Source organism: Sphingomonas canaveralia, from assembly GCF_047238125.1.
Lineage (GTDB): Bacteria > Pseudomonadota > Alphaproteobacteria > Sphingomonadales > Sphingomonadaceae > JBDFMH01.
Genome location: NZ_JBDFMH010000001.1, coordinates 3342915 through 3367878, shown reverse-complemented (window position 1 = coordinate 3367878; position 24964 = coordinate 3342915). Strand labels below are relative to the sequence as shown.

Sequence of the window (24964 nt, the reverse complement as noted above, 5' to 3'; positions counted from 1 at the left end):
TTCAGGAATTGCGCTCAGTCGTGAATCATCGGCAGAGTCTCCGCCGCCATGACCCATGCGTGCATCCGGCCTTCGTAGACCGACACGGTCGGCGGCGGGAAGGTCGGATCAGCGAACGCGCCCGCCGCCACTAGTACGTAATCCGGCATCTCCGCCGGCTCCCACCAGACGGTCGATCCGCAGTCCGGGCAGAAATGGAAGGTCGCCGTGCCACCGCTGTCCCCGGTCCGCGACCAGAGCGTCGATCGCCCGGTGGCCGCCACGTCCGCGCGCCGGAACCGGGCCTGGGCGGCGAACACGCTGCCGGTGCGCTTCTGGCATTCGAGGCAGTGGCAGATCGAGATCCGCACCGGATCGCCCGTTACCGTCAGCCGCAGCTGGCCGCAGCTGCACATGGCCGTTCGCTCTGTCATCTGCCCTTCCCCCCCGGTGCGCGCTTGGCCTTGACGCCCATCGCCTTCGCCAGCCGCACGGCGAACTCGCGCGCCAGCGTCTCGCGCACCTTCACGCCGCGCAGCGCCACGCCGACGAGCCCGGGATGCCGGTTCTCGATGTCGATGTAGAGCATGCCGATCGGGCGCCGCTCCGGCGTCTCGAACAGCTCCACCAGCCCGGCGATCCGGTCGGGCGCATTCAGGAAGGCGGCGCCGCCATCGGCGACGACCAGCGTGTCGATGGTGATCGCGATCTCGATGCCCGGCGTCTCGCCCGCCGCCAGCGCCGCGCGAACCGCATCGGCCACGACCGTTCGGTAGCGGGCGATCTCGGTATCGTCGGCGATCGAAGTGGCGGCGCTGCCGCTGATCGCCACCGCCACCGCATCCGCCGCCTGACCGCGCGCCGCCGGCTGGATCGGGCGGATCATGGTGGTGCGATCGGCCAGCGCCGGCCCGGGCGCGGCAAGCAGCAAGGCGGCGATCAGCGCGCGCCGCACGTCCGCGCCACCCGCGCCTGCCACCACATTAGCAGCGGCACCACGCCCAGTTCCATTACCAGCCCGAACCGGTGCCCCGCCGATGGCGCGCCGACCATCGCCCACGACAGCGCTCGCGCCAGCCCGCCCGCCACCACCATCAGCCCCAGCAGACGGAAACGTTCGCCCATCGCCTCGATCCGCGGCAAGGTGGTGGCAAAGGCGATCCCCAGCGCCAGGAAGATGCCCGAGACATAGCGGAAATGGCTGTCGAGATCGGGCGGCGGCGGCAGCGGCGCGCCCTTCAGCACCGCGACGCCGCGGATGACGCTCTGCGATCCCATCGACAGCGGCACCAGGCACGCGATCGCGACCGCGATCTGCAGCAGCCGGCGTTCGGTGGCGGGGGCGATCAACGCCGCCGCTCCAGCAGCTCGTCGCGCACGCGGATCGTGTAGGATGCGTAGCGCACCTCGACCAGGAACAGTGCAAGCCCGAAGATCAGCAGCAGCATCGCCACGATGAACATCACTGCCATCGTGCGGCCGAAGCCCAGCCCGGCAAGCGACGTCACGAACAGCCCCGCCACCACAGCGCAGATCATCACCGCGCTGGCAGTGCACAGGAAGATCGCCCAGTTCGCCAGGCTGATCCGCTTGTCCAGCAGCCGCAGCTCCCATACCTGCCGGCCATGTTCGGGATGGTCGGCCGCGGTGAATTCGCGCTCAAGCACGCGGGCCCGGTCGACTACGCGGGCCAGCCGCCCCGCGGCCACGTTAAGGAAGCCGCTGATCCCGGCCAGCAGGAACACCGGCGCCACCGCAAGCTGGATGGTGTGGGCGAGCTGGCTCACGGCAGGCACGGTCAGTTCCATCGCGATACCGTGTGGTCGCACCGGTGGCGCCGTCAAGCGGCTCTACACTTAACCGCATCGCAACCGCCGCCTGCCACAAGGCTGCGCGTAACCACGGCGTGAGCAGGATGGACATGAAGCCCTTCGCGCCGGCGCAACCGGCGGCGATCGAGATCACGGTCTGCGACGGGATCGATCCGGCGGCGACTGATGTCGCGCTGATCGCCCCGCCGCGCCACCGCTTCCTCGATGCCGCCTGGTATCGCGCCGCCGCCGCGCCGGGCAGCCGCCCACGCACGATCGTCGTGCGGGATGCCGCGGGCACCGGACAGGTCGCATTGCCCATCGCGCGCGGCCGCGGCGGGATCCAGGAAGTCATCGGCCATTACTGGCCGTTCCGCAGCTTCACGATCGCAGGTGCGGCATCCGCCGGCGCGCTGGAGGCGCTGCTGGCCGATCGCGCCGCGCGCGCCGCGCTGGGCATCGCCTGGCGGATCGGCCCGCTGCCCGAAGACGATCCCGCGCTCGCCGCGCTGCGCCGGGCGGCGCCCATGGCCGGCTGGCGGATCGCGGAGCGCCGCATCGCCACCACCCACATCCTCGACATGGGTGCGCTGGCAGCGGATGGCGGCTGGCCGCGCGGCAGTACGCTGCGCAAGAACCGCTTCCACGAAAAGCATCTCGCCCAGCACGGCGGGCTGGACTGGCGTCATGTCACCGGTGCGGATTGGTCGCCCGCAATCCTCGACGATCTTGCCTCGATCGAGGCGAAGAGCTGGCATGCCGGCAGCCGCGACGCGAAGTTCCTGGCGCCCGCCAACCGCGCCCACTGGCAGGCGCTGATCGCCGATCCCGCCGCCGCCGCGCGCCTCCATGCCGCGATCCTCTACGTCGCCGGCGTGCCGATCGCCTTTTCGTTCGATCTCGATTGCGGCGATACGCGCTATGCGATCGCCAACAGCTATGATCCCGCCTTCGCCAAGCACAGCCCGGGCAAGTGCCTCCAGTATCGCAGCCTGGTGCGCGCGATGGCGGCCGGGATCACCCGCGTTGATTGGGGCGCGGGCGACAGCGGCTACAAGGCCACGATCGGCGCGGAAGCCGGGCCGGACCTGATTGACTGCCTGGTGATGCGCGCCGTTATCCCCGGCCCGATACGCGCACTCGCCACCGCGCTCTGGCGGCGCTCCGCAAGGGTTTGACGCCAACGAGTCGCAAAGCTGGAAAAAGCGTGACGAATCTGTTATAGGCGGCGCTTCGAACGGGAATTCTCTTTTCCCAGGGTCCAGCAAACGGAGAAGCATTCGACACTCACCACCTTGCCGACGCCTTCCAGGCGCGCAGGACTGGTCCGGGTGCTCGGTGTTTCACGAAAAAAGGCGAAACATTGATGGCTGCCAAGGCGCTGAGCTTCGACGTCGGCGATTATGTCGTATATCCCAAGCATGGCGTCGGCCGTGTGATCGAGCTGCAAAGCCAGGAAATCGCGGGCGCCAAACTCGAACTCTATGTGCTGCGCTTCGAAAAGGAGCGGATGACGCTCCGCGTGCCCACCAACAAGGCGGAATCGGTCGGCATGCGCAAGCTGTCGTCGAACGTCACGATGACGGAAGCGCTGACCACGCTGAAGGGCAAGCCCCGCGTCAAGCGCACCATGTGGTCGCGCCGCGCGCAGGAATATGAAGCCAAGATCAATTCGGGCGATCTCGTCTCGATCGCGGAAGTCGTGCGCGATCTGTTCCGTGCCGAGGACCAGCCCGAGCAGAGCTATTCGGAGCGCCAGATCTTCGAGGCCGCCACCAGCCGTCTCGCGCGCGAGCTCGCCGCGATGCGCGAAGTGGACGAGCCGACTGCGCAGGAGGAGATCCTTGATATCCTCCGCAAGGCGGCGGTGCTCTACAACAAGGCCTGATCGGCAGGTCTTCGCACAACGTTCTGGGCGGTCCCGCGGGGCCGCCCTTTTCGTTTGCGGAGCGCACCCGCCCGGTGTAGTATTCACCTAACACAGTATGGGAGGACGGACGATGCTGGCGAGAATTCTGATGGGCTGCGCGATCGTGGCGCTGGCGGCGTGCAACGGCGCGGGTAACGCCGCCGGCGGCCGCGAAGCCAAGCTCAGCGGCGTCTCCGGCACGCGCGATTTCCCGCTGACCGGGTTCGACAAGGTCGAGCTGCGCGGCGCCGACAATGTCACCGTGCGGGTCGGCCCCGCCTTCTCGGTCAGCGCCACCGGCGATAGCGCGATCCTCGACAAGCTCGAGATCCTGGTCGAAAACGGGCGGCTGCGGATCGGCCGGCAGAAGGGCAACTGGAACTGGAGCGGCGACAAGGGCTACGCCACGGTCACGGTCACCCTCCCTGCGCTGGTGGCGGCCAGCGTGGCTGGCTCCGGCGACATGAAGGTGGATGCCGTGCGCACGCCGCGCTTCGCCGGCTCGGTCGCCGGGTCGGGCGATCTCACCGTCGGCCGTCTGCAGGCGGAAGATGCGGTCTTTTCGGTCGCGGGATCTGGCGATCTCAATGTCGCCGGCACTGCGCGCACCGCCAAATATTCGATCGCGGGCTCGGGCGATATCGCCGCCGATGGTCTGGCCAGCGAGACGATCAGCGCCTCGATCGCCGGGTCCGGCAATATCGCCGCGGCCGCGCGCGATGCGGCCGACGTCTCGATCGTCGGATCGGGTGACGTCTCGATCAAGGGCCGGCCGAAATGCTCGGTGTCCAAGCTCGGGTCCGGCGACGTGACGTGCGGCGCCTGAGCGCAGGCCCGCTGCTCGCAGCCCTGGCGATCGCGCTGCCCGGCGCTTCCCAGGCGGCGAGCCGCGGCTTCACCGTCACCGATTTCGATCGCATCCGCGTGTCCGGCCCGTACGAAGTGGTCGTGCGCACCGGCCCCGCTGCCGCGGCCCGCGCAGAGGGCAGCCCGCAGGCGCTCGATCGACTGCGGATCGAGGTCAACGCCCGCACCCTGTCGATCCGCACCGACCGCACCGACAGCGGCTGGCAGGATCGCGGCGAAGGCAAGGTCCGCATCGCGATCACGGTCCCCCAACTGATCGCCGCCGCGATCAACGGTTCGGGATCGCTGGCGATCGATCGGGCCAAGGCGGCACGGTTCGATCTCACGCTCGCCGGGTCGGGTGATATCCGCTTGGCCGCACTTACCGCCGATCGCGTGATCGTCGGCATCAACGGCTCCGGGGACGTCGCGCTTGGCGGAAAGGTCGCGCAGGCGCGGATCATCGTGCAGGGCTCGGGCGATGTCGATGCCGGCGGCCTCGTCGCACAGGATGCGGATATCAGCGTCTCCGGCTCGTCCAACGTCACGCTGGCCGCCACCCGCACCGCCAAGGTCGATGCGCGCGGCGCCGGTGATGTGACCGTTCTCGGAAAGCCGGTTTGCACGGTGCGCGCTTCGGGCGCTGGCAACGTGGCGTGCGGCCCGGCGCGCTGAGCTTGAACGGCCTGCATCGGTCAACGAGATGGATTGACACAAAGTCTACTTAGGTAGATTTAAGGCGCGTGACCCGCCCCCGATCACTCTCGTCCCACGCCCGCGCGATTCTCGCGGTGCTGCTGCAAGCCGGCCGGGAATGGTCGCACGGCTATGATCTTGCGCGCCGGGCCGATGTGAAGTCGGGGACACTCTATCCGCTGCTGATCCGGCTGGAACGGCAGGGATATCTCGAGGCGGAATGGCAGCAGCCTCCCGCCGGCGGACGCCCGCCCCGCCACGCCTATCGCTTGACGGCCAGCGGTATGCAGCTGGCACACGACAACCCGCCACTTCCGGCCGCGCCCGTCGCGACACGCGTCTTGGGGGTCCGCGCTTGAAATCGTCGCTGCGACGCCGGCTCGCCGGGCGCGCGTGCGATGCGCTGGCGTTCACGCTACCGGAACATACCCGTGGCTGGGCCGATGCGATCCGCCAGGAAAGCGCGGCCATAGCCGACGACACGGCCGCACTTCGCTTCGTCCTGAGCAGCTGCGCGGGGCTGCTGCCGTCCGCCTTCGCCGCCCGCCTGAGCCAGCCGCTGGTCGATCCTGCCGTTGATCCCCCCTCCCAATCGGAAGCCGCATTCGAAATGACATCGCTACAGCATGCCACGCGGAGCCCCCGCGCGATCGGCGCGGCCTGCCTGACGGGGGCGATGCTGCTCGGGCTCGTCTATCTGGCCGCGGCCGGCGCGCCGCTCCGCTATCTCGGCATCAACGCCGCCTCGCTGCTGTTGGGCCTGGCCATGCTCGCTTGCGCCGGTCGAGCACCGCTGTTCCGTACCTATCCTGGCGGCCTGACGCTGCTGCTGGCTGGCGTGCTTCTGGCAACCGCCTTGCTCGGTCGCCCGGTCGCCGGCGCGGCGCGCTGGGTTACGCTCGGCGGCCTGTCGATCCAGCCGAGCCTGATCCTGCTGCCGGCGCTGATCCTCGGCTTCGCCCGCATGCGCAGCGGCCTCGGCGCGGCTGGCATGATCGTCGCCGCTGTGGCGCTGGCAATCCAGCCCGATCGCGCGATGGCGGCGATGCTCGTGGCCGGGCTCGGCATGATGCTGTTGCGGCGAGTCGATGGCGTCACGCGCACCGCCTTCGCGGCCAGCCTGCTCGGACTGCTGGCGACGCTCCTGCAACCCGATATGCTGCCCGCGATGCCTTGGGTGGACGGCGTCTTCCTGTCCTCATTCCACGTCCATCCGCTCGCCGGGGCGGCGGTCTGGGGTGGCGCGCTGCTCATTCTCCTGCCTGCGCTCGCCCTCTGGCGTCTCGATCCGCAGGGGCGCGATGTCGCGCTGGTGTTCGCTACGGTCTGGCTCGCGGCGATCGCCGCCGCGGCGATCGGAAATTATCCGACCCCGGTCCTGGGCTATGGTGGCAGCGCGATCCTCGGCTATGCGCTCAGCCTCATCGCCCTGCCCCGCCGCGCCTGCACCCGCATGGGTGTTGCCGGAGCCCAGCCTGCATCAATCCCGGCTCCGCCACATGATCAGGCCCTTCGGATCCAACCCACCTGACTCGCGAACCGATTTTCGTGCGGCCTCCCGAAGCGCCATGATGCACGCGCTCGTTCCATCGTCGATCAATTCGGCCGTCGCACGACTGACCAGCAGCACTGCGTCCGCCGCTTTCGGCGCTCCGGCTCTTCTAAAGCAGGCCGATCGCCACCAGTTCGCGCAGCATGGCATCGGGTAGCGCCCCGGTGTCCCCGCCACCCGCCGCAAGATCGGCCGGCGCGTCGGCCGCCTTCAGATACCGCCAGCCCTGGTGCGCGCGCTTGCGCCGCGCTGCGACCGGCACCAGCGACGCTTCCAGTCTGATCAGCCAGCGGCCGTCCTCGGCCTCGGTAAAGCCCAGGATCCGCTGCCGCGCGACAAGCGTGTGGCGGATGATCCAATAGAGCGACCCGCCGATCATCTCGGCCGATCGCGTGGGCTTGTAGCGCGTGGTGATGGTCACTTCGCCATTGGCCGCGCGCGCCATCAGCCGATCGCGCAGGATATCCGGCTCCGCGCAGCCGACGGCCACCTTGGTCATGCTCAGCGGATCGGCCATCGCTGTCCCGATGTGGGAAGATGATCGCGCCCGTCAAGCGCGGGAGCGCCAGTTAAGCAGCCATTCAAGCGGATCGTGCGTTGCTTGGGCTAGATCCGGTAGACCCCGGTTTTCGGAGAGAGATCATGAAGTTGTTCGGACGCAGGTCAGCCATCCTGCTCGCGCTGGCGGGCGGCCTGGCACTCACTGGCTGTGGTTACGGTTATGGCGGCGGCATCGGCGTCGGTTACGGCTCCAGCGGCTATTATGATGATTACTACGATCCCTATTATGGCGGCGGCCTCGGCGGCTATGGCGGGATCGGCTATGGCTGGTACGACGGCTTCTATTATCCGGGTAACGGCTATTACGTCTATGATCGTGGCGGCAATCGCCGTCGGTGGAGCGATCGCGAGCAGGCCTATTGGCGTGATCGCCGCAACGACCGTCGCGATTACCGGGCCGAACGGCGCGACGACCGCGGTGATTTCCGTCGCGAACGCCGCGATGATCGACGAGCCTTCCGCGATGGCGATGTGACGCGCGACCAGTTCCGCGCCGATCGCCAGCAGGATCGCGCGGATTTCCGTCAGGATCGCCGCGGCGACCGGCGCGAATTCCGGCAGGAGCGGCGCGATGATCGGCGCGCGTTCCGGCAGGGCCGCGGCCAGAGCGGGTTCAGCGGCCAGCCGGGCAGCGCGATCCGCCAGGCTCCGGCAGTGCGATCCGCTCCGGCCTTCAGGCAGTCACCGGCGGGTGGACGGGTTGGCGCGCCGGTGCGCTCGAGCCGCGATCCGGGTGGGCCGGTGCGACCGAATTAGTCCTGCTCGATTCATTTCGGGACAGATCGGCCGGGCAATGGCCCGGCCGATGCCGCATCCATCCTATCGTTTCCCATAGAAATCGAACAAAGTGGAAACCGTCTTCACGAAAGCGCGTTGAAGCGTTGTGGATGGGGGACGATGCGATGCGTAAAGTTCATGATCCGTTCGATCCCGGGCTGCGCGGCTATCAGGTCATGTATCGCCCGGGTGCCCAGAACCCCTGCCCGGGCTGTGGTCACAGCCACTGGTATGTTGGCCGGCTGACCGCGGAATGTGCCTTTTGCGCGACCGCGCTGCCGATCGCCTCCCACGGCAATGATGGCTGGGCGATGCGCGCCGCCTGACAATCGAGTGGTTTAGGGCTTGGCGCGCACCGGTGCCTGCGCGTTGCAGATGTCTACCGCGCCCGCCGGCCGGACGAAGAAATCATCCTTCCGGTTCGCGCGCGCCTTCACCCAGGCCGCAAAGCTGCGACTATCCGTCCGCATGACCTGGAACCGTGGCCGCTCAGCCTCCGGCAGATCCGATGCCAGCCTGATCCGCTCGATGGCAGTGCGTTGAGCCGGGTCCGCATAGAAGCCCAACGCCTCCGTCCCCCGCGGCAGGCCGGCGACACTTTCGATCCCCGACAGCACCCGCCCGACGACCGTGATGTTGCGATCCAGATGCCGCGGCGCGTGTCCGATCACGGTGTAGAGTTCGGCGCCCGTGCCGGTATCCGGTGCCACGTTCCGGCCGACCCCGACCATGCCATAGCAATGCGGCAGCCACGCCGTACCCGCCCGGGTGTCGCGCGCCACCGGCCATCCGCCCGCCGCATGACCGGTCGCATCGGCATAGGCATCGCGCCCGCCGAGCGGCCGGATCGCGAGACCGCGCGAAGGCCGCTCATACTCGGCCGGTGGCTTCGCCGCGATGCCGGGCGGCAGCGGCTTCCGTTCGGTCGCATCGCCCCATTGCACGACGTAATTGTCCTGCACCCGGTTGATCGAGGTGCCGTCCCACCAGCCGGCCTTCGCCAGCGTCCTGATATTGGCGACATGCACCGGCGCCCAGTCGGGCGCGAGTTCGATCACCAGCCGCCGCCCGCCAGCCGCATCGACGATCAAGAGCTGACCCGCCGGGACCTCGGCCCAATCGCCGTCCGGCGCCGCGGCAACGATTCCCGATGGCGTGGACGGCGCGGGCGGCGTACCCGCGGCGGAGGCATGCGCTGCAGCCTGCAAGGCGGCGAAGGCGAGGATCAATGACATGACGGGGTCATGCCATGTCGATCGCAACGAAGGAAGCACCGGCGCGCTTGCGTCCCCGCGACGCGCGCGATAGGGCCAGCCGCTTCCGGGCATACCCGAATGCGGAGCGGTGGCCGAGTGGTCGAAGGCGCTCGCCTGGAAAGTGAGTATACGGCAAAACCGTATCGAGGGTTCGAATCCCTCCCGCTCCGCCACTTACGCCCTTTTCGGGCCTTCTAAAATCTAGCTAAACCCGCTAAAAACAGCCAGTTCTTGGCTGTTGGGGCGTCCGCTCGCATCCGCAGCCATCCACCCGTTCCCACCACCGTTGGTGGGAAAAATGGTGGGCAAGGAGAGGTGCGATGGGTCAGCTCACTGCCATGAAGATCAAGACACTGACGGAGCCGGGCCGGTACACGGACGGCGACGGACTCATGCTGATCGTGGCGACCGGCGGCGCACGGAGCTGGATGCTTCGCGCGCGGATCGACGGAAAGCGCCGCGACATCGGACTTGGATCGCTCAAGGTGCTGACGCTCGCCGAAGCGCGAGCCAAGGCAACCGAGCTGCGGCGGCAGATCGCGCAAGGCATCGATCCCATAGCCGAGCGCAAGAAGGTCGAAGACCCGGTCCCCAACTTCCGCGAGGCCGCGGCGCTCGTGCACGAGGAGCACAAGGCCGCTTGGAAGAACGGCAAGCATCAGGATCAGTGGATCAATACGCTGACCACCTACGCCTTTCCGAAGCTCGGCGATCGGCTGGTCAACGACATCGAAGGGCCGATCATCCGCGACGTGCTGGCGCCAATCTGGCTCGCCAAGCCGGAGACAGCCCGGCGCGTCCGCCAGCGCATCGGCGCCGTCCTCGATTGGAGTTACGCGAAGGGCTATCGCCCGACCGAAGCACCGATGCGTTCCCTGTCGAAAGGGCTGCCCCGCCAGCCCCGCAAGGACGGCCATTTCGCCGCCATGCCGTTCACCGATGTGCCCAAGCTGATCGCCCGTTTGCGGGAGCGATCGTCGGTGGGAAGGCTCGCCATGGAAGCCCTGATCCTCACGGCGGCGCGCTCCGGCGAGATACGTGGCGCGACCTGGAGCGAGGTCGATCTGGAAGCCGGCATGTGGACCATTCCGGCCGACCGTATGAAGATGGGCCGGGTCCATCACGTGCCCCTCGCTCCCGAAGCTGTCGACGTGTTCCGGCGCGCTGAAGCCCTCCGTGTGCCGTGCAGCGATCTGGTCTTCCCCGGCCAACGGCTGAAGAACGAGCTCTCCGACATGACCCTGCTCAAGGTCATGCGCGATATGGAAACGGGCGTCACCGTACACGGCTTCCGCTCGGCCTTTCGCGATTGGGTTGCGGAGGAAACCAGCTACCCCGGAGAGGTCGCCGAAGCCGCCCTCGCAGTGCGATCCCAAACAAAGTCGAGGCGGCATATCGCCGCACCGACTTTCTCGAGAAGCGTCGCTCCCTCATGCGCGAGTGGGCCGCCTTCTGCACCAGTCTCGTTCTTCCCTCAGGCTGATCCACGCTCCACCAGCCGCCGCAGGCTGGCCATGGTGACGAGCGTCGCGGTGCCAATCTTCACCGTCTTCAGATCGCCCGATTTGATGAGTTCATAGAGCTTGGATCGGCCGATGCCAGTGAGCTGAACGGCCACCGGTATGCGGACCGTCAGCGGCTCGATTGGGAACGCCGTTGCACCTGCCTTCAAGGCCTTGGGAGTGCGCTCAATCGACAAGGGGCCGCTCCCAATCCTTGATCGTCTCCTTGAAATCTTCGATCACCAGCTTTCGCAGATCAGCGTCCGGGTGCGCGCTAAGAAGGTAGTCCAGCGCGAGCGCGCAGAAGAGCATATGGTGCTGCATCTCACGCTCGACATCGCGCGCTGTCGACAGCGCGCGAGCGATGAGCTCCCGCACAAATTTGTTCGGATCGGAGTCGATTTTGGCGACATGCGCGCGCAGCTCCGCGCGCATCCTCGAGCTGATACGGATCGTCAGATAGTCGTAGAACATGCTTCATCTCCAAACCGGAGGAGCATGGTCGCGCTACGCAAGGCAGGGCTGATCTAGCAATCCAACGAGCCTGTAGGAAAGCGCTTTGTGCTCGGCCACTGCGACCAACAAAGCTATCCATAACAATGACTTAGCACATGTCCCACAAAGAACCACGAAATGCACATGGCTGTGAGACTGCTTTTGGCGAACTGTTTCAACTACTTACCCTGCGGGCTCGCCGCATAGGGTGTGCCGAAATTCTCCCTTTGAAGTTGGTCGAGCTAGTGGCAGCCACAGCCCCCTCATTGAGCCGTGCCGAGTTTTTCCGGTAGGACCGGCAGCGCCCCTGTTTGGCGGACCAGCTCGACGGTCGGCCTCGTCTCAAGTGCGCTCTTTCAGTGCTTGAAGCAGTGCCCTCGATGCAAATGACAAGCGGAGCGACGGCGGCGGCAAACGACGATTTGGTAGGGTTGGGGCAGCGTGGAGGACGCTGGGCTGAAGCCGATTCGAAGGGCACCAGGGGGGTAAAGCCCTGAGCTCTAGTTGACGTTGCGCGTGGAGCATTCAGTCGGTGCAATTCCCTTCGCAATTCCTTATCTCCGGCTGCATGGCGCTGCAGGGGATCGGTGAGCTTTTGTCGGAGGCGAAAGCCTGGGGGTGGCGCACCGCCCTCGTGCTGACGGCGCTCGATCTCGAATTGCAGGCCGTCTTGGCGCACCTCGTTGACGTGAAATCGGTCGTGGGACGCGACGGCACAATATACGAATGCGGCATATTTCGCGATGTCGGCCAGGAATGGCTAGTGGTCTTGGTCGAGACCGGTGCTGGCAATCACGCTGCGCAGAATGCAGTAACCAACGCGCACATCCTATTGGAGCCTGATCTCCAAATCTTCGTCGGGGTTGCTGGCTCTCGAAAGAAGGATGTTCCTATCGGCAGTGTCGTTGCGGCCAGCCTCGTCTACAGCCCATATGGGGGGAAGTATGATGAGAAGGGCTTCTCGGCACGCCCTCGCGAGTTCCACGCGCACAGCCGATTGCTGGAGGTTGCGCGCAAGGTCCGCCGCGATAAGAAATGGTCCGAGAGGATCAAGGATCTTGCGGATCGCAAGCTGCCCGTATTAGCGGAATATCCGTGCGGCTTTCCTCCGCTTGCCGAAGTCGCACCTGCGATCTCGACCGAGGCAGTCTCGGCTAGTAAGGTGAGCGATCTCGAAGCGCTGATCGCGACGCACTACGGCGACGCGTGCATCGTTGAGATGGAAGGCTACGGCTCGCTCTTTGCGGCTGCGCGAGAAGACACGCCGGCAATCGTCATTCGCGGCGTTTCCGACATGGCCGAGCATAAAGACGCGGAGACCGATCAGATCAGGCAGCCAGTCGCGGCCGCTCACGCGGCAGCGTTCGCGTTTGAGCTGATTAGCTGGTGGTCCGCGCTTTACCCTGCTCAACCTGCCCCCCCCGCGACGGCCGCGATCGACCACGGGCCAGCAGGTGCTGTAAGTCCCGAAGCGGCTTTGGTACCAACGGGCGGCGGCGGTGCCAGATACGTGCTTAATATCGATGCCGATGTCGGAACGGTCTCGGCCCAAAGGGTAGCGGAGATCGAGGCTCTGCTTCGCGAACTCACGGGCGAGCCCGGCATAACGGTCGACGGAATTGAGGAAGGTTCGCTTCGGCTGATCGTGAAAGACCCGTCGGCGGCGTTGGAAGCCGTTGGCCCTTCCAAGCTGCGGGACGTCCTAGAGGCTCACTTCAATCTGCATCTATTTGGGCTTGTGCCCGAGCACAGCCTCGAAGAGCTGAACGAAGTTGCCGAGGAATTGCGGCTCGCGTCCTATGATTTGCTGAATTGGCCCGACACATTGCCAGACGGCGAGCAATTCGCGCGACCTGAGCTGGAGCAGCTTCTCGGATTGTCTGCCGACCGCCAGCAAACGGTAACGGCTGTCATAGGAGACCCTGGGTCCGGGAAATCGGCTCTCCTTGCAATGCTCGGCAAACGTCTAGTCGAGGCTGGCCACCCAGTGCTCGCGATCAAGGCGGACCATCTCGACACCGACGTCAACAACGAGGTCGATTTGAAGGATCGGCTTGGACTGTCCGACCGACCCTCGACGCTGTTGGCTCGCTCGGCAGCTCTCCGTCCAACCTACCTGCTGATTGATCAACTCGACGCACTGGCTGGGTATCTGGACCTTCGCACTGGGCGGTTGAGCGCCCTTCTCAACCTCGTGCGGCGGCTCGGAAAGACTGACAATATCCACATTGTCCTATCAGCGAGGCGTTTCGAGTATGAACATGATGTTCGCCTCCGTGCAATTTCGGCTGAAAGTCTCCAGCTTCAATTGCCGGGCTGGAGCCAAGTCCTCGAGTTACTCGAGAGCAAGAACATAGCGGCTGCTGGATGGCCGACTGACGCACAAGAGGTGCTTCGATCGCCACAGGCGCTTGCGATATATCTGCAGCTTGACGAAAAGGTCCGATCGGAGCCTCTCCTGAGCTATCAGTCTATGCTCGATCGACTGTGGGACGAGCGCGTTCTGGCTGGTGCTGACGGTGCGAAGCGCTCGAAAACCGCGATCGACTTAGCGGATCGCATGGCAGACGAGGAAAGCCTTTGGCTGCCCAGAGCGCGCCTCGACGACGTTAAGCCGGAAATCGATTGGCTCTTGGCCGCAGGCGTTCTGACGCCAAACGCGGCAGGATCAAGCGTGGGTTTCGCGCACCAGACAATGTTCGACTACGCGCTCGCGCGAGCGTTCGCGAAGGAAGCTGGCCGCTTGGCGTCGTTCGTTCTGGAGCGCCAAGCCTCCATCTTTTGCCGCCCGAAAGTCTGGGCCGCGCTTACCTACCTCCGTGGTGCAAACCCGTCGGGTTACGAGGAAGAAATTGGCATCCTTTGGCGCGCTCAAGGTCTGAGACGACATCTGCGACTTCTTCAGATCGAGTTCCTCGGGCAGCAGCGGGAACCGACTGATGCCGAAGAGGCCTTATTGCTGTCAGCCTTCCAACGAGATGACGAGCAAGCTCTAGCCCTTCGCGCGATCGCAGGCAGCCCTGGGTGGTTCGAGCGCCTGCGTAGCAGCGCGATTGCGAAAGCGATGACAAGCGAAGGCCCCGCGCGCGATTGGGTATCCCAAGTCCTGACTGCGGCTGTGGAGTTTGCCACAGATGATGTCGCAGCGTTGATTTCGGAGCATTGGCTGCCACGGCACGAGGACGATTATCGGGCTTGGTCAATTCTTCAACAGGCGCCGACGTGGACCGAGCCCATGCTTGAGATGGGGGTGATGATCCTCAATCGGTCGCAAGTTGCGCCGATGTACCTCGATCATCTCGCTGGGACGTTAGGCGTGGACCAGCCACGGACGGCTCTATTGCTGATCCGGGCAGCGCTCGATCGAAGCCTAAGCATTGCTGTTGCGGAGTCGAAAGCGCTTGCCGCGCAGATTGCGCCGGAAGATGGCGATGTTACTGGCGCAGCGATATGGCGGGTGAACAACGATCCTCGCCGCCCGATCAAGAACCTGCTTGAGACCTCAAATGAATGGGACATGCTCCGCGCGCTTGCCGAGCGCGCGCCTGCGGAGACGGTCGAGATTCTCTGGCCATGGTTTGTCGAGGCGCTCTCGTCACTTCTGGAGGTCCATCGGGAAACGCGGGACCGGCCCCTATATGCCTTAGAATATGAAGCGGACTTTCGTCTTTCAGGGGAGAACGGCCTTGACCTGCCGGAGCCATCGCTTCCATCCGCGCTGCGCGTCGCCCTCGAACAACTCGCATCATCCTCACCAGACGCCTTCCGACACTGGGTGTCGACGGCAGCACATTTCGAGCTTCATCCGATTCACCGGCTGATTGCGCACGTTCTTAGCACCGACCCAGAGACGTTCGCGCTTGACGCCCATTCGTATCTGCTGGCAGACGAGCGCCGCTGGTCGCTTGGTGGGCTTGAGGATCATAGCGGAACGACGACAACGTTGGTCTCTTCGGTGGCGCCGTTCTGGAGCGCCGAGCAGATCAAAGCTTACGAAGATCGAGTTCGCTCCTATAGTCCAGCTGTTCCGGCGGACCTCGACCACCCCGAGGGCCGTAGATCGTGGAGTCGAATTCAGCGCAGTCAGCGCCTACGGTTGCTCCGCGCCCTTCCGACCAATCAGAGAACGCGTGAAGTGGCCGATCTCGTGCGGACGGAGGAGCGCGCGATCGGTGACGGGCACCTCGGAGTCAGGTTTAGCGGGGTCTACTCGCCGTCATCGATCATGAGCGCGGCAGAGATGGCGCGCGCCAAAGATGATGACATCATCAACGCTTTCCGAACGCTGCCGGACGCTACGCGCTGGGATCATCCGAAATACCATCGGAAGGGCGGCAATATCCAGCTCTCGCGGGAATTCGCGAGTTTCGCGAAGGAACATCCGGAGCGGGCGATGAGGCTCATATCGCGGTTCGAGCCCGAATTTGGCGAGAGAGCCGCTGGTAATGCGCTCGCGGAACTGGCTTCGGTGGTGGAACCAACCGTGCTGCAAGAGATGGTCGTCGATCTGGCTGGCCGTGCATTTAACAGCTCGGAGTTTCAGCAGTCTGTCGCAATGGCGACCGAGACGATCATGAACAACGATGGCCATTTGACCGGCACGATGGTCGAAATGATGCAAGGCTGGTTGCTCAATGGATCGGATCGCTCGGAGTGCGACGACGAGAATGAAAGAGAGGAGCTGACACCCGAGAGCGACGCCGAACCGGATTCCGAAGACGATCCGGAGGGTCGCAGTTTGCTTTGGGGCCACGGCGGCTTCTCAATGGTGCCCGGCGGCTCGTTTCCTGTTCTGCACGCTCTTGCGCGCCACTATCTCGTGACCGCTGACCATGACGCTCTGCGCGCCCTACTGTCGGCGTGCCTCCGGCAGAACTTCGAGACTAAAGTATGGGCGCACCTGCTTCCACTGCTTCGCTATCTCCGGCCCAGCGAAGGAGTAGACGCCACGCCATCGATTGAGCTGCTCGCGGACATCGTGCGGCACTTTCCCACATTGGTCGGCACGCACGAACTCGCAATCCTGTTCGGCCACATTCATTGGTGGGCGCCGGACCTCGTCGAGAGCGAGCTACCCCGCTGGTCCAGCTCCGACCGAAAGTCTGCGCGTCAAGGCTACGGCGAACTCGTTGCACTGCTCGCGATTCTCCATCCTGATCGAGAGTGGCCAAAAAAAGCTCTAAACGAGATTGAGAGGAGCGACGACACGTTCGCGAAGGCCGGCGCCGCGACCACCGCAGTCAACTTGTGGAGCGACGTGGCACATCGTTCAGCAGCCACCGGCTTTCTTATTCGCCTGATTCCTGGTGCCAGCGATGCCGAATGGAAGGCGATCTTCGATCTGTTCCGCATCGCTGATGAATTGCTTCCGGACGAAAGCACCGCTCTCCTCTTGGAGGCGATAGCCGACAACGCTGCCAATGCGCCAACCGTGGGCGCAACTTTCATCGTCGAGCGGTTGCAATCGCTGCTGCCGCATGAGGCGCCGCTTGTGGCGCGGTTAGCGACGATCTTGGTGGGCAAGTGGCATAATGATCTTGGTGACATTCGGACAGGCACGGCGGCTCACGCGTCCGAGCTGGTCGACCTGGCGATCACATTGCACCGACTAGGGCCGGCGACACGCGAAGATGGGACTCGCCTGTTCGAGATGCTTCTCGACATCAACGCCTATGAGGCACGATCCACTCTAGACCAAATTGACAACCGATTCCGACCCACGACCTCGGTCAGACGTCCGCGTCTACAGCGTCGCCAGAGGGAGGCGCGACGCAGGCGTCGCGCCGCCTGAGATAGTGCCTTCATACGAGGATGGGAGACGCGTTTAGGAGGCGCGGTGAAAACTTTCTGGCAAGAAACAGTGGCGATCGTCATCCATCATCGGCAATCGCGATCCGCGGCTCATCATCTTTGGACCGGTGTTCTCGCCTTGCGTCCAAGCAGCTGCTAACTCGCTGAACTAGCCGCAAGAGTCGTAACAGCAGCACTCGAAAGTGCCTGGGCCGTACTTCAACGAATTGACGCGTTTGGATGAAGTCTCGCGAAATACGGCATTCTGTTGCGGAGCGCGAAGAGCCATCGTTCAACCGTATAGGCGCTCGTCCCACCATACCGGCTCTGGCAAGTCATAAGAGATGCCAGAGGCGTCCGCGTGCGTCGGGTTGATCAGGATGTTACGTTCGACCCGCGCCGGAATGGATGGCACTAACAAAAGTGCGCTGCGCTGCTCCTCGTACCAAGCGGTGCCGACGGCTTTGCAGACGCCTTCATCCTTGCCGTCCCATCCGGGATGCGCTGCCGGCTGGAAAACTTCGTAGCTGGTACCGTTCGGGATCGTGATGCGAATATAGTGCTGGTTCGGTGGCAGCACGCTGTTGGCGTGGACCAGCTTCTCCAGCATCGCGGTGGAGTAGTGCTCGGACGTGTAGATGATGGGGCTTGCCGGCGTGTTCCAGCGGCCGGGGTACAGGCGCGCGCCCTCGCTGTCGTAGATCGGGTGGGCTCCGTCCGGGTCGCCGATGCGGAAGGCGGTGAGGACGCGATCGGTCCTGCCGCCCTTCACGCGCCGCCACCGTAGGCCGCCCGCCCCAGCAGGTTGATGACGAGGTCGGCGCCGGGTCCGGTGGCGAGCGCCACGTCCAGTGGCGGCTTGCTGTCGAGCATAGGGTGCGGGCGGGTCAGGAACTCGCGCGCCTTCTCGGGCGCCTGGTAGATGTCGAGCGCGAAGCTGAACACCTTGGCGAGGCGCGCCAGCCGGTCGCCTTCCTCGCTGGTCAGCCGCTTGGAGGGCGACTTGCGCCGCCGCTCCAGCGTGGCTTTCGGGATCAGGCGGAACTTGAAGCGGGCGTCGTCGGGCGCCACGGTGTCGGCAAGGCGGTCGAGCGCTGCTACGGGTAGGCCATCCTCAATGGAGTAGGCCAAGGCGAGCCGGGAAGCCTGCTTGCCTACCGGCACACCCAAGAGCGCTTCGATCGATGCGGGTTGAGTAGCCATGCCGTTCCTCGTCTCAAGTGATGCCGATATAAGCCTCATGTGAGATGGAAGCAAGGTTGCTTAAGCTCGGCACTGCGGGCGGGATGGGAGGCGCACGCGAGTGGATGGCGGCGGATTATTGTCGTACCCGGTGGGAAAGATTGTGGGCTAGCCGATAAGGAGCTCGGTGATTAGCGCGCATTGTCAGCTACTTAACAAAATTTTCAGGCAACCTCCCGCTCCGCCACCATGATCTCGGCTCATAGCCACCCTGTCCTGCGCAGCTGGGTTATCCACTCGGGCGTGGCGGAGGCTTCAGGGTAGTAGAGCACGCCGCTCGGGGATGATCTCGCTTGGGATCTCAGGCAAGAATTGAGCTGCATCTTCGGCATGATCAGCCGCGCGGCACGAACGAGCGATCGTCCGCCAAGCGCCGACCTTTTGTTAATCGGATAACGGCAACTCGAGGCTGGTGAGCTAGCAGGGCCGCCGCCCTTCCCCAGAAATGCGGACCGCCACCCTCACCCCATCGCCTGATCCGACGAGGCGCCGGCAGTACATATCGATGCGTCAATGCCGCGACTGATCGTACCCGACCGGTGTCAACCGCTCGCGACCAGTTTCAGCACGCTCGACTGCGTCACTCGGTCGCGACCGGCCTCCTTCGATGCGTAGAGCGCGGCGTCGGCCTGGTCGAGCATGTCGGCCAGCGTGCCGCCGGTCGCCAGCATCGCGATGCCGAAACTGGCGGTGACCGGGCGATCCGGTCCAAGCGGGCGGCAGCGCAGCAAGGTGTTGCGGATCCGCTCCACCGCGCGCACCGCATCGGCCTCGCTGGTCTCGGCCATCAGCAGGCAGAACTCGTCACCACCCAGCCGGCCGAGCAGATCCTCGTCGCGCACGGCCTGGTCGATCATGGTCGCGAAGGCACGCAGCGTCTCGTCGCCGGCGGGGTGGCCGTGGCTGTCGTTGACTGCCTTGAACCGGTCGATATCGGTCAGCACCAGCGCCAGCGGGCGCTGGTGGCGATGGGCGTTGGCGATCAGCGTCGCGGCCATCTGCTCGAAACCGCGTCGGTTCAGCACCCCGGTCAGCGGGTCGCGCGTCACCAATGCCTGCAACTGCGTGCTCAGATCGGCCGCCATCACGAAGCAGGCGGCAATCCCCATGCCGACATAGCCTGCCGGCAGGCCGACCGCGATCAGCACCCGGTAGATCGCCAGCGCACCGCCGCTGCCGGCCGGGCCGAGCCCGAGCGCCACGATCGTCGCACCCATTTCGAACAGCGCGAAGAGCGCGATCATCCCCACCAGGAACAGCTCGGCCGGATTGGGCCGTCCGCGCACCGGCCAGGTCGCCGCCGCGCCCAGCGCCAGCAGCGCCGCGGCATAGGCCAGCGGGATCGCGGTCTGCAGCCCGATATGCGGGCGCACCACCGCCAGCGCCAGGCAGACGACCCAGACACCGATCGCCACACCCGGCAGCCAGCGCCCCCGCGCCTCGCGCCCCGTGCGCTGCATGCAGCCGATCGCCACCAGCGTGACGATCGCCAGCACGGGCCCGGTGGTCAGCGGCAGCTGCACCGCGCGCGGGACACCCAGCAGCGCGGTGAGCGCGGTGAGCACCCACTGCGCTGCACCCAGCCAGAATGCCACGGCCCAGGTCAGCGCATGGCGCGGGCGGCCGAACATCCGCCATGCCAGCGTCATCGCCGTGCCCATGACGATGCTCGTCATGAACAGCACCGGCAGGATCAGCAGCGCGGCATTCATCGGATCATCGCTCCCCCAAGCGTGATCCGCTTATGCCGGATGGCAGGTGGCAATCAATATAATGCGGATTTTCTTACCAGCCGCATTGTTTGCCCTTGTTCTGTTCTTCCAGCCATGTCTGCAGCGGCGCGAAATAGGCGAGCATCGCGGTGCCATCCATCTCGCGGCTGCCGGTGAAGGCTTCCAGCGCATCGGGCCATGGCTTGGACGCGCCCATCTCCAGCATGGCGTTCAGCCGCGCGCCGACTTCCTTGTTCCCGTAGAAGCTGCAGCGGTGCAGCGGCCCGGTCCAGCCGGCCTGCTTGCAGGCCGCCTGATAGAACTGGAACTGCAGGATGCGCGCGAGGAAATAGCGCGCATAGGGCGTGTTGCCGGGGATGTGGAACTTGCCGCCCGGGTCGAACCCGTCCGCCGGCCGCTCTCCCGGCGCCTTCACCCCCTGATATTGCAGTCGCAGCGCATCCCAGGCGCCCTGATAGTCGGCGGGCTTGATCGATCCGTTGAACACGCCCCAACGCCACTTGTCCATCAGCAGGCCGAACGGCAGGAAAGCCACCTTGTCCATCGCCTGGCGCAGCAGCAGGCCGGTGTCCTTGTCGGGCGAGGGCACCTTCGATTGGTCGAGCAGGCCGATCGACACGAGGTAATCGGGCGTGATCGACAGCGCGACGAAATCACCGATCGCTTCGTGGAACCCATCGTTGGCGCCGTTCAGGTAGAGGTAGCTCTGCTTGTTATAGGCGCGCTGATAATAGTTGTGGCCCAACTCGTGATGGATGGTGACGAAATCGTCGCCGTTCACCTTGGTGCACATCTTGATGCGGATATCGTCCTTGTTGTCGATATCCCAGGCGGAAGCATGACAGACCACCTCGCGATCTGCCGGCTTGGTGATCTGCGACCGGGTCCAGAACGTATCGGGCAGCGGTGCGAAGCCAAGCGAGCTGTAGAAACCCTCGCCCGCCTTCACCATCTTCACCGGATCATATTTCTTGGCGACCAGCAGGTCGGTCACGTCATAGCCCAGGTCGCCGGCACCCTTGGGCGCGACGACATCATAGATGTTGCCCCATTCCTGCGCCCACATATTGCCCAGCAGGTCGGCACGGATCGGACCCGTATCCTTCTGCACGGACGGGCCATATTTGGCCGCCAGCTTGCCGCGGGTGTAGCAGTGCAGCTGGTCGTAGAGCGGCTTCACCTGCCCCCACAGCTTGTCGGTCAGCGCGGCGAACTCCTCCGGGGTCATGTCGTAACCCGCGCGCCACATCGATCCGAGATCCTTGTAGCCCAGATCCTTCGCGCCCTGGTTGGCGATCTGCACCAGCCGCACATAATCGGGCTTCATCGGCTTGCCGACATTGTCGTGCCAGCTGGTCCACATCTCGGCCAGCTGCTTGGGATCGCGCACCGTGCCCATCTTCTCCTCGATGTCCGATCCGTTGATCGGCTTGCCATCGAGCAGACCGCGGCCCTTGCCGTAGCTGGATTGCAGGCGGGTCGCGATCGTGTTGAGCTCGGCCGCGGCGCCCGGCGTCTCGGGTGCGGGCAGCACGATGCCCTGCTTCAGGATACCCAGCTTGCGCGCGACATCGGGATCCAGGCCGTTGGTCCGGTCGAACCGGGCGGCCTGCTTGGCCAGCCGCACCGACATCTCGGTGCCGTCCGCGCCGATCTTGGCGGCCACGGCGTCGGTGTCCTCGGTCAGATAGGTCGAATTGATCCAGGCGACCCGGCTGCCGAACACCGAGAAGTCGAACAGCTCCTTTTCGGCATCGGCAACGAACTTGGCAGCGTCACCCGCTGTCGGCACCGCGCCGGTGGCGGCGGGAGCGGCCTTGCGCGCCTTCTGCGCGGTGGAGGGGACGGCGACCATGAGGGCGACGAGCGGCAACGCGGCCAGCGCGAGCTTCGATTGCATAGGGGCGGACTCCGGGAAATCTTCTGTTGCAGACGATCAAGCGCGTCGCGCGGCGCTGGTCAAGCGCAGGCTGTCGTCCCTCAACACAAACGGCCCGGGCAACGATGTCGCCCGGGCCGCCGATCCTGCCGGAAACCCGGTTCAGGCGAAGTGCGCGACGCGCCCGCGGCGGCGCAGCGTGCCGCCGACCAGGCCGAAGCCACCGATCATCAGCGCCCAGGCCGCCGGCTCGGGCACGGCGGTCACCGCCGTCACCGAAACGCTGTCGAGCCCGGCGAAATTGTCGCCCACCGTGGCGTTGTTGAACTGGATGCGGGTGGTGGCATCGGTGGCGGTGAACAACAGGCTGTTCTGCTGCCAGTTGATCGATTCGAACGTGGTATCGGAATTGGTGAACAGCGTCGGACCGCCATTGCCGATCGTCAGCGTCAGCGCGCTCGGCTGGGTGTAGTTGCCGTTGGTGCTGCCATCGGCATTGCCCAGCCAGAAGCTCAGCTGATACTGCTGGCCCGCGATCGTGGCGATATCCTGATAGATGCCGCTCGCCGGCCCGGTGTTGCCCGCCGCCGTCAGGTCGAACGAATTCGGCCCCGCCTGCGACACGAACGAGACCGCGAACTCGGTGTAGCCGGTGCTGAGGTTCAGGCCGGAATTGCCGCCATTCCCCACCACGGTCCAGCCGCCGCCGCCGATCGTCTGCCCGGCGTCATAGACGATGAACCCACCCGACGGCACCGCATCATTGTCGAAGCCGCCATTGACGACCAGTTCGGCGGCGAACGCCGGAGTGGCGACCGTCATTGCAGCCATCAGGCCAAGCGCCAGCATCTTCATGTCGATAATCCCTGATCTGATATCCCCGCCGATCCGCTCGCCTGTCCGTGCATTGTCGTCAAGCGAGCTCGGTGAAGGGCAACGTCCCGATCGGGAACAGCCGCGACGATATCAGCCGAGGAACCCGACGATGGCATCGCACAGCTCGGGCCGCATCACCGCGCTCATGTGGTTGCCGGGGATCGCCTGGAAGCGCGCATCGGGCAGCGCATCGGCCAGATCCGCGGCGGGGCCGTTGTCGTCATCCTCCTCCCCCGCGACGACCAGGATCGGCAGGTCGATCGCGTCCAGCGCAGCCCGCGGCGTATCGACAAACGTGTCGAGGATGCCGATCAGCGCCTGTGGATCGCCCTTGGTGGTCTTCACGAACGCTTCGGTCATCCATTCGCTGGTGCCGCGCGCGAAGCTGCCGGGGTTGGATAGGACCCGCCGGAAATAGCCGCCCCGCCCCTGCGTATCGAGAATGCCGGCCAGGCCCATGCCCGCTAGCACCGCCCGCCCCGGCCGCGCCCCCTGCGCCATGATCCGCACCGCGGTCCGCGCACCCAGCGAATATCCGACGAGGTCGTACCCGCCGCCATCCGGCACCAGGCCCAGCGCATCCAGCAGCGCGAACCCGTCCGCCGCCAGCACATCGGGCGGATAGGCGGCGGCCTCGTGCGGCTTGTCGCTCTGCCCATGCCCGCGCAGATCCGGCATGATCACACGCCGGCCTAGGGCCGCGACCTTGGCGGCGTGGCCATAGCGGATCCAGTTGGTCTGCGCATTGGAGACATAGCCGTGGATCAGGATGGTCGGCCGGCCGTCGGCCGCCCCCGCCTCGTGCCATACCAGCCCGGTGCCGTCGGTGGCGGTAAAGCGATGCGGGGTCGGATCGCTCATTCCGGGATCGCCCCGGTCGCTGCGATCCAGCGATCCCGTGTCGATGGATTCTCGTCCAGCCGCACGCCCGGCAGCGCGCGCACGTCCGCCCAGGCATCCAGCATCGTTTCCACCGAACAATTGCTGGTCGGCCGGAAATAGCCGGGCTCGTCGAACGATCCCACCGTCAGGTCCATATGCTGACCACCCTCGATGAACTGATAGCCAAGCGGCGTTCCGCACGCGGAGCAGAACGGCCGCTTGCCGATCGGCGAGGACTGATACCAGTCCGGCTCCCCGTCCCAGGTCACCGCATCGCGCCGTACGCTCTTGAATGCGATCGAAACGCCCCCGGTCGCGCGCCGGCAATAGCCGCAGTGGCACAGATACGCCTCGTCGTCCTCGATCGCGGCGGTGTAACGGATGCGGCCGCACTGGCAGCCGCCGGTCATCGTGCGGGTCATTCTCGGGTCCGTTCCGCCTTTGGGTCCAACTCGCGACGTAATGCCGATTCCGCCATGGCTTGCCAACCAATCGCCATGGCGGCCCCGGCCGCGGCGAGCGCCATGTCTTTCTGTGCGTCCCACAGGTCGCCCTGCTGGCCGTTATACTCATTCGCGATGGGCCCAGCCGCGATCAGGGTCAGCGCCCATTCGAACAGCTCATAGACGCAACTCGCCGCCAGGATGAACTCGAGCGCGAACCACGCCGCCCGGGCTGGCGTCATTCCCAGCCGCCGCTCCAGCACTTCCGCCGCCGGCCCCGCGATGCACAGCCCGAATGCCAGATGCACCAGCCGATCATAATGGTTGCGCGTCCACCCCATCGCCTCGCTGATCGTGCCGCCGGTCAGCGCAGCCGCCCACTCGTCATACGGCACGTTGGAATAGGTGTATCGCCCGCCCAGCGTGTGCAGCAGCAGGAAGACGGCGATCCGCGCGACAGATCCGGTCGAAAGCGGCCAGCGCCACAGCAGCCACGGCGCCGCGGCAACCAGCATCGCCGTCGGCACATGATGGAGATAAGCGGTCTCGGGAAACGGCGGTTCGATCTGCGCGATCAGTACTACGAAACCGAGGGTCGCGATCCACGCGCGTTGCCCGGTGGGCAGACTGGTCCACAGCGTCATGCGCCACTGTACCCGGGCGCATGCCCGGGTCCAGCATCGGACCTGCACGACGTTGCGCCTGCTTCGAACGCATCATGACCCGACCCCGACC

At 65.4% G+C, this 24964-nt stretch carries 25 protein-coding genes, 1 tRNA gene and 1 pseudogene; 11 read left to right on the top strand and 16 right to left on the bottom strand.

What is annotated here, in order from left to right; all coding sequences use genetic code 11:
- Positions 1-14 precede the first annotated feature (14 nt).
- Genes ABC347_RS16795 through ABC347_RS16780 form a run of 4 tightly spaced genes read right to left on the bottom strand, consistent with a single transcriptional unit; the run spans position 15 to position 1787 of the window.
- Positions 15-413 (bottom strand): GFA family protein, encoded by a 399-nt coding sequence (locus tag ABC347_RS16795; protein WP_413246852.1) that lies wholly within the window; start codon positions 411-413, stop codon positions 15-17.
- Positions 410-934 (bottom strand): hypothetical protein, encoded by a 525-nt coding sequence (locus ABC347_RS16790; protein WP_413246851.1) that lies wholly within the window; start codon positions 932-934, stop codon positions 410-412. Before ABC347_RS16790 ends, ABC347_RS16795 begins: the two co-directional genes overlap by 4 nt.
- On the bottom strand, positions 919-1329 hold the full coding sequence (locus ABC347_RS16785) for a DUF4345 domain-containing protein (protein WP_413246850.1): 411 nt from the start codon (positions 1327-1329) through the stop codon (positions 919-921). Before ABC347_RS16785 ends, ABC347_RS16790 begins: the two co-directional genes overlap by 16 nt.
- Entirely contained in the window at positions 1326-1787 is a 462-nt protein-coding gene (locus ABC347_RS16780; RefSeq protein WP_413247092.1) for a DUF2721 domain-containing protein, read from the bottom strand. The genes ABC347_RS16785 and ABC347_RS16780 overlap by 4 nt, the downstream gene beginning before the upstream one ends.
- Positions 1788-1900: 113 nt before the next feature.
- Between ABC347_RS16780 and ABC347_RS16775 the strand changes: the two genes are divergently transcribed.
- The 6 genes from ABC347_RS16775 to ABC347_RS16750 all read left to right on the top strand — a co-directional run bounded on the left by ABC347_RS16775 (position 1901) and on the right by ABC347_RS16750 (position 6772).
- Positions 1901-2968: a GNAT family N-acetyltransferase gene (locus tag ABC347_RS16775; RefSeq protein WP_413246849.1), complete on the top strand. Its 1068-nt coding sequence runs from the start codon at positions 1901-1903 to the stop codon at positions 2966-2968.
- A 188-nt stretch (positions 2969-3156) separates the two neighbouring features.
- Positions 3157-3678 (top strand): CarD family transcriptional regulator, encoded by a 522-nt coding sequence (locus ABC347_RS16770; RefSeq protein WP_413246848.1) that lies wholly within the window; start codon positions 3157-3159, stop codon positions 3676-3678.
- 112 nt (positions 3679-3790) lie between these two features.
- Complete coding sequence (locus ABC347_RS16765; protein ID WP_413246847.1) at positions 3791-4525, top strand: head GIN domain-containing protein; 735 nt, start codon at positions 3791-3793, stop codon at positions 4523-4525.
- On the top strand, positions 4513-5220 hold the full coding sequence (locus ABC347_RS16760) for a head GIN domain-containing protein (RefSeq protein WP_413246846.1): 708 nt from the start codon (positions 4513-4515) through the stop codon (positions 5218-5220). The genes ABC347_RS16765 and ABC347_RS16760 overlap by 13 nt, the downstream gene beginning before the upstream one ends.
- Before the next feature lie 68 nt (positions 5221-5288).
- Positions 5289-5600, top strand: coding sequence for a PadR family transcriptional regulator (locus ABC347_RS16755; RefSeq protein ID WP_413246845.1), 312 nt, complete (start codon positions 5289-5291; stop codon positions 5598-5600).
- Positions 5597-6772, top strand: a complete 1176-nt coding sequence (locus ABC347_RS16750; RefSeq protein ID WP_413246844.1) for a hypothetical protein — start codon at positions 5597-5599, stop codon at positions 6770-6772. The genes ABC347_RS16755 and ABC347_RS16750 overlap by 4 nt, the downstream gene beginning before the upstream one ends.
- A 130-nt stretch (positions 6773-6902) precedes the next feature.
- Here the strand turns inward: ABC347_RS16750 and ABC347_RS16745 are convergent, their stop codons facing one another.
- On the bottom strand, positions 6903-7292 hold the full coding sequence (locus ABC347_RS16745; protein WP_413246843.1) for a DUF1489 family protein: 390 nt from the start codon (positions 7290-7292) through the stop codon (positions 6903-6905).
- 143 nt (positions 7293-7435) lie between these two features.
- Here ABC347_RS16745 and ABC347_RS16740 point away from each other — a divergent pair, with 143 nt between their 5' ends.
- Together ABC347_RS16740 and ABC347_RS16735 are read left to right on the top strand one after the other, a co-directional pair.
- Entirely contained in the window at positions 7436-8110 is a 675-nt protein-coding gene (locus ABC347_RS16740; protein WP_413246842.1) for a hypothetical protein, read from the top strand.
- 146 nt (positions 8111-8256) lie between these two features.
- Entirely contained in the window at positions 8257-8457 is a 201-nt protein-coding gene (locus ABC347_RS16735) for a hypothetical protein (RefSeq protein ID WP_413246841.1), read from the top strand.
- A gap of 12 nt (positions 8458-8469) precedes the next feature.
- Here the strand turns inward: ABC347_RS16735 and ABC347_RS16730 are convergent, their stop codons facing one another.
- Entirely contained in the window at positions 8470-9366 is an 897-nt protein-coding gene (locus tag ABC347_RS16730) for a peptidylprolyl isomerase (protein ID WP_413246840.1), read from the bottom strand.
- A gap of 103 nt (positions 9367-9469) precedes the next feature.
- Between ABC347_RS16730 and ABC347_RS16725 the strand changes: the two genes are divergently transcribed.
- Both ABC347_RS16725 and ABC347_RS16720 read left to right on the top strand, forming a co-directional pair.
- Positions 9470-9560 (top strand) — tRNA-Ser (locus ABC347_RS16725).
- A 147-nt stretch (positions 9561-9707) separates the two neighbouring features.
- Positions 9708-10655, top strand: a pseudogene (locus tag ABC347_RS16720) (tyrosine-type recombinase/integrase); the annotation flags it as partial.
- A 206-nt stretch (positions 10656-10861) separates the two neighbouring features.
- On the opposite strand, the gene ABC347_RS16715 reads toward ABC347_RS16720, so the two are convergent.
- Entirely contained in the window at positions 10862-11005 is a 144-nt protein-coding gene (locus ABC347_RS16715; RefSeq protein WP_413247091.1) for a helix-turn-helix domain-containing protein, read from the bottom strand.
- Between the two features lie 70 nt (positions 11006-11075).
- Positions 11076-11363 carry a hypothetical protein gene (locus ABC347_RS16710; RefSeq protein ID WP_413246839.1) on the bottom strand — a complete coding sequence of 96 codons (288 nt, stop codon included), beginning with the start codon at positions 11361-11363 and terminating at the stop codon, positions 11076-11078.
- A 589-nt stretch (positions 11364-11952) separates the two neighbouring features.
- On the opposite strand from ABC347_RS16710, the gene ABC347_RS16705 reads away from it, so the two are divergent.
- Positions 11953-17175, top strand: coding sequence for a phosphorylase family protein (locus ABC347_RS16705; RefSeq protein ID WP_413246838.1), 5223 nt, complete (start codon positions 11953-11955; stop codon positions 17173-17175).
- A gap of 291 nt (positions 17176-17466) precedes the next feature.
- Here the strand turns inward: ABC347_RS16705 and ABC347_RS16700 are convergent, their stop codons facing one another.
- The 8 genes from ABC347_RS16700 to ABC347_RS16665 all read right to left on the bottom strand — a co-directional run bounded on the left by ABC347_RS16700 (position 17467) and on the right by ABC347_RS16665 (position 24873).
- Positions 17467-17946: an RES family NAD+ phosphorylase gene (locus ABC347_RS16700; RefSeq protein WP_413246837.1), complete on the bottom strand. Its 480-nt coding sequence runs from the start codon at positions 17944-17946 to the stop codon at positions 17467-17469.
- Positions 17943-18377 (bottom strand): antitoxin Xre-like helix-turn-helix domain-containing protein, encoded by a 435-nt coding sequence (locus ABC347_RS16695; protein ID WP_413246836.1) that lies wholly within the window; start codon positions 18375-18377, stop codon positions 17943-17945. Before ABC347_RS16695 ends, ABC347_RS16700 begins: the two co-directional genes overlap by 4 nt.
- Positions 18378-18958: 581 nt before the next feature.
- Positions 18959-20128, bottom strand: coding sequence for a GGDEF domain-containing protein (locus ABC347_RS16690; protein WP_413246835.1), 1170 nt, complete (start codon positions 20126-20128; stop codon positions 18959-18961).
- A 73-nt stretch (positions 20129-20201) separates the two neighbouring features.
- Entirely contained in the window at positions 20202-22049 is a 1848-nt protein-coding gene (locus ABC347_RS16685) for a M2 family metallopeptidase (protein WP_413246834.1), read from the bottom strand.
- 141 nt (positions 22050-22190) lie between these two features.
- On the bottom strand, positions 22191-22883 hold the full coding sequence (locus ABC347_RS16680; RefSeq protein ID WP_413246833.1) for a PEPxxWA-CTERM sorting domain-containing protein: 693 nt from the start codon (positions 22881-22883) through the stop codon (positions 22191-22193).
- Between the two features lie 111 nt (positions 22884-22994).
- Positions 22995-23765, bottom strand: coding sequence for an alpha/beta fold hydrolase (locus ABC347_RS16675; protein WP_413246832.1), 771 nt, complete (start codon positions 23763-23765; stop codon positions 22995-22997).
- Positions 23762-24208 (bottom strand): GFA family protein, encoded by a 447-nt coding sequence (locus ABC347_RS16670; protein WP_413246831.1) that lies wholly within the window; start codon positions 24206-24208, stop codon positions 23762-23764. Before ABC347_RS16670 ends, ABC347_RS16675 begins: the two co-directional genes overlap by 4 nt.
- Complete coding sequence (locus ABC347_RS16665; RefSeq protein WP_413246830.1) at positions 24205-24873, bottom strand: DUF2238 domain-containing protein; 669 nt, start codon at positions 24871-24873, stop codon at positions 24205-24207. The genes ABC347_RS16670 and ABC347_RS16665 overlap by 4 nt, the downstream gene beginning before the upstream one ends.
- Positions 24874-24964 lie beyond the last annotated feature (91 nt).

Excerpts from the sequence above, each read along its gene's own strand:
- ABC347_RS16795 (WP_413246852.1), bottom strand. The coding sequence starts at position 413 with ATGACAGAGCGAACGGCCATGTGCAGCTGCGGCCAGCTGCGGCTGACG.
- ABC347_RS16780 (WP_413247092.1), bottom strand. The coding sequence starts at position 1,787 with ATGGAACTGACCGTGCCTGCCGTGAGCCAGCTCGCCCACACCATCCAG.
- ABC347_RS16775 (WP_413246849.1), top strand. The coding sequence starts at position 1,901 with ATGAAGCCCTTCGCGCCGGCGCAACCGGCGGCGATCGAGATCACGGTC.
- ABC347_RS16770 (WP_413246848.1), top strand. The coding sequence starts at position 3,157 with ATGGCTGCCAAGGCGCTGAGCTTCGACGTCGGCGATTATGTCGTATAT.
- ABC347_RS16765 (WP_413246847.1), top strand. The coding sequence starts at position 3,791 with ATGCTGGCGAGAATTCTGATGGGCTGCGCGATCGTGGCGCTGGCGGCG.
- ABC347_RS16745 (WP_413246843.1), bottom strand. The coding sequence starts at position 7,292 with ATGACCAAGGTGGCCGTCGGCTGCGCGGAGCCGGATATCCTGCGCGAT.
- ABC347_RS16740 (WP_413246842.1), top strand. The coding sequence starts at position 7,436 with ATGAAGTTGTTCGGACGCAGGTCAGCCATCCTGCTCGCGCTGGCGGGC.
- ABC347_RS16735 (WP_413246841.1), top strand. The coding sequence starts at position 8,257 with ATGCGTAAAGTTCATGATCCGTTCGATCCCGGGCTGCGCGGCTATCAG.
- ABC347_RS16730 (WP_413246840.1), bottom strand. The coding sequence starts at position 9,366 with ATGTCATTGATCCTCGCCTTCGCCGCCTTGCAGGCTGCAGCGCATGCC.
- ABC347_RS16710 (WP_413246839.1), bottom strand. The coding sequence starts at position 11,363 with ATGTTCTACGACTATCTGACGATCCGTATCAGCTCGAGGATGCGCGCG.
- ABC347_RS16705 (WP_413246838.1), top strand. The coding sequence starts at position 11,953 with ATGGCGCTGCAGGGGATCGGTGAGCTTTTGTCGGAGGCGAAAGCCTGG.
- ABC347_RS16695 (WP_413246836.1), bottom strand. The coding sequence starts at position 18,377 with ATGGCTACTCAACCCGCATCGATCGAAGCGCTCTTGGGTGTGCCGGTA.
- ABC347_RS16690 (WP_413246835.1), bottom strand. The coding sequence starts at position 20,128 with ATGAATGCCGCGCTGCTGATCCTGCCGGTGCTGTTCATGACGAGCATC.
- ABC347_RS16685 (WP_413246834.1), bottom strand. The coding sequence starts at position 22,049 with ATGCAATCGAAGCTCGCGCTGGCCGCGTTGCCGCTCGTCGCCCTCATG.
- ABC347_RS16680 (WP_413246833.1), bottom strand. The coding sequence starts at position 22,883 with ATGAAGATGCTGGCGCTTGGCCTGATGGCTGCAATGACGGTCGCCACT.
- ABC347_RS16675 (WP_413246832.1), bottom strand. The coding sequence starts at position 23,765 with ATGAGCGATCCGACCCCGCATCGCTTTACCGCCACCGACGGCACCGGG.
- ABC347_RS16670 (WP_413246831.1), bottom strand. The coding sequence starts at position 24,208 with ATGACCCGCACGATGACCGGCGGCTGCCAGTGCGGCCGCATCCGTTAC.
- ABC347_RS16665 (WP_413246830.1), bottom strand. The coding sequence starts at position 24,873 with ATGACGCTGTGGACCAGTCTGCCCACCGGGCAACGCGCGTGGATCGCG.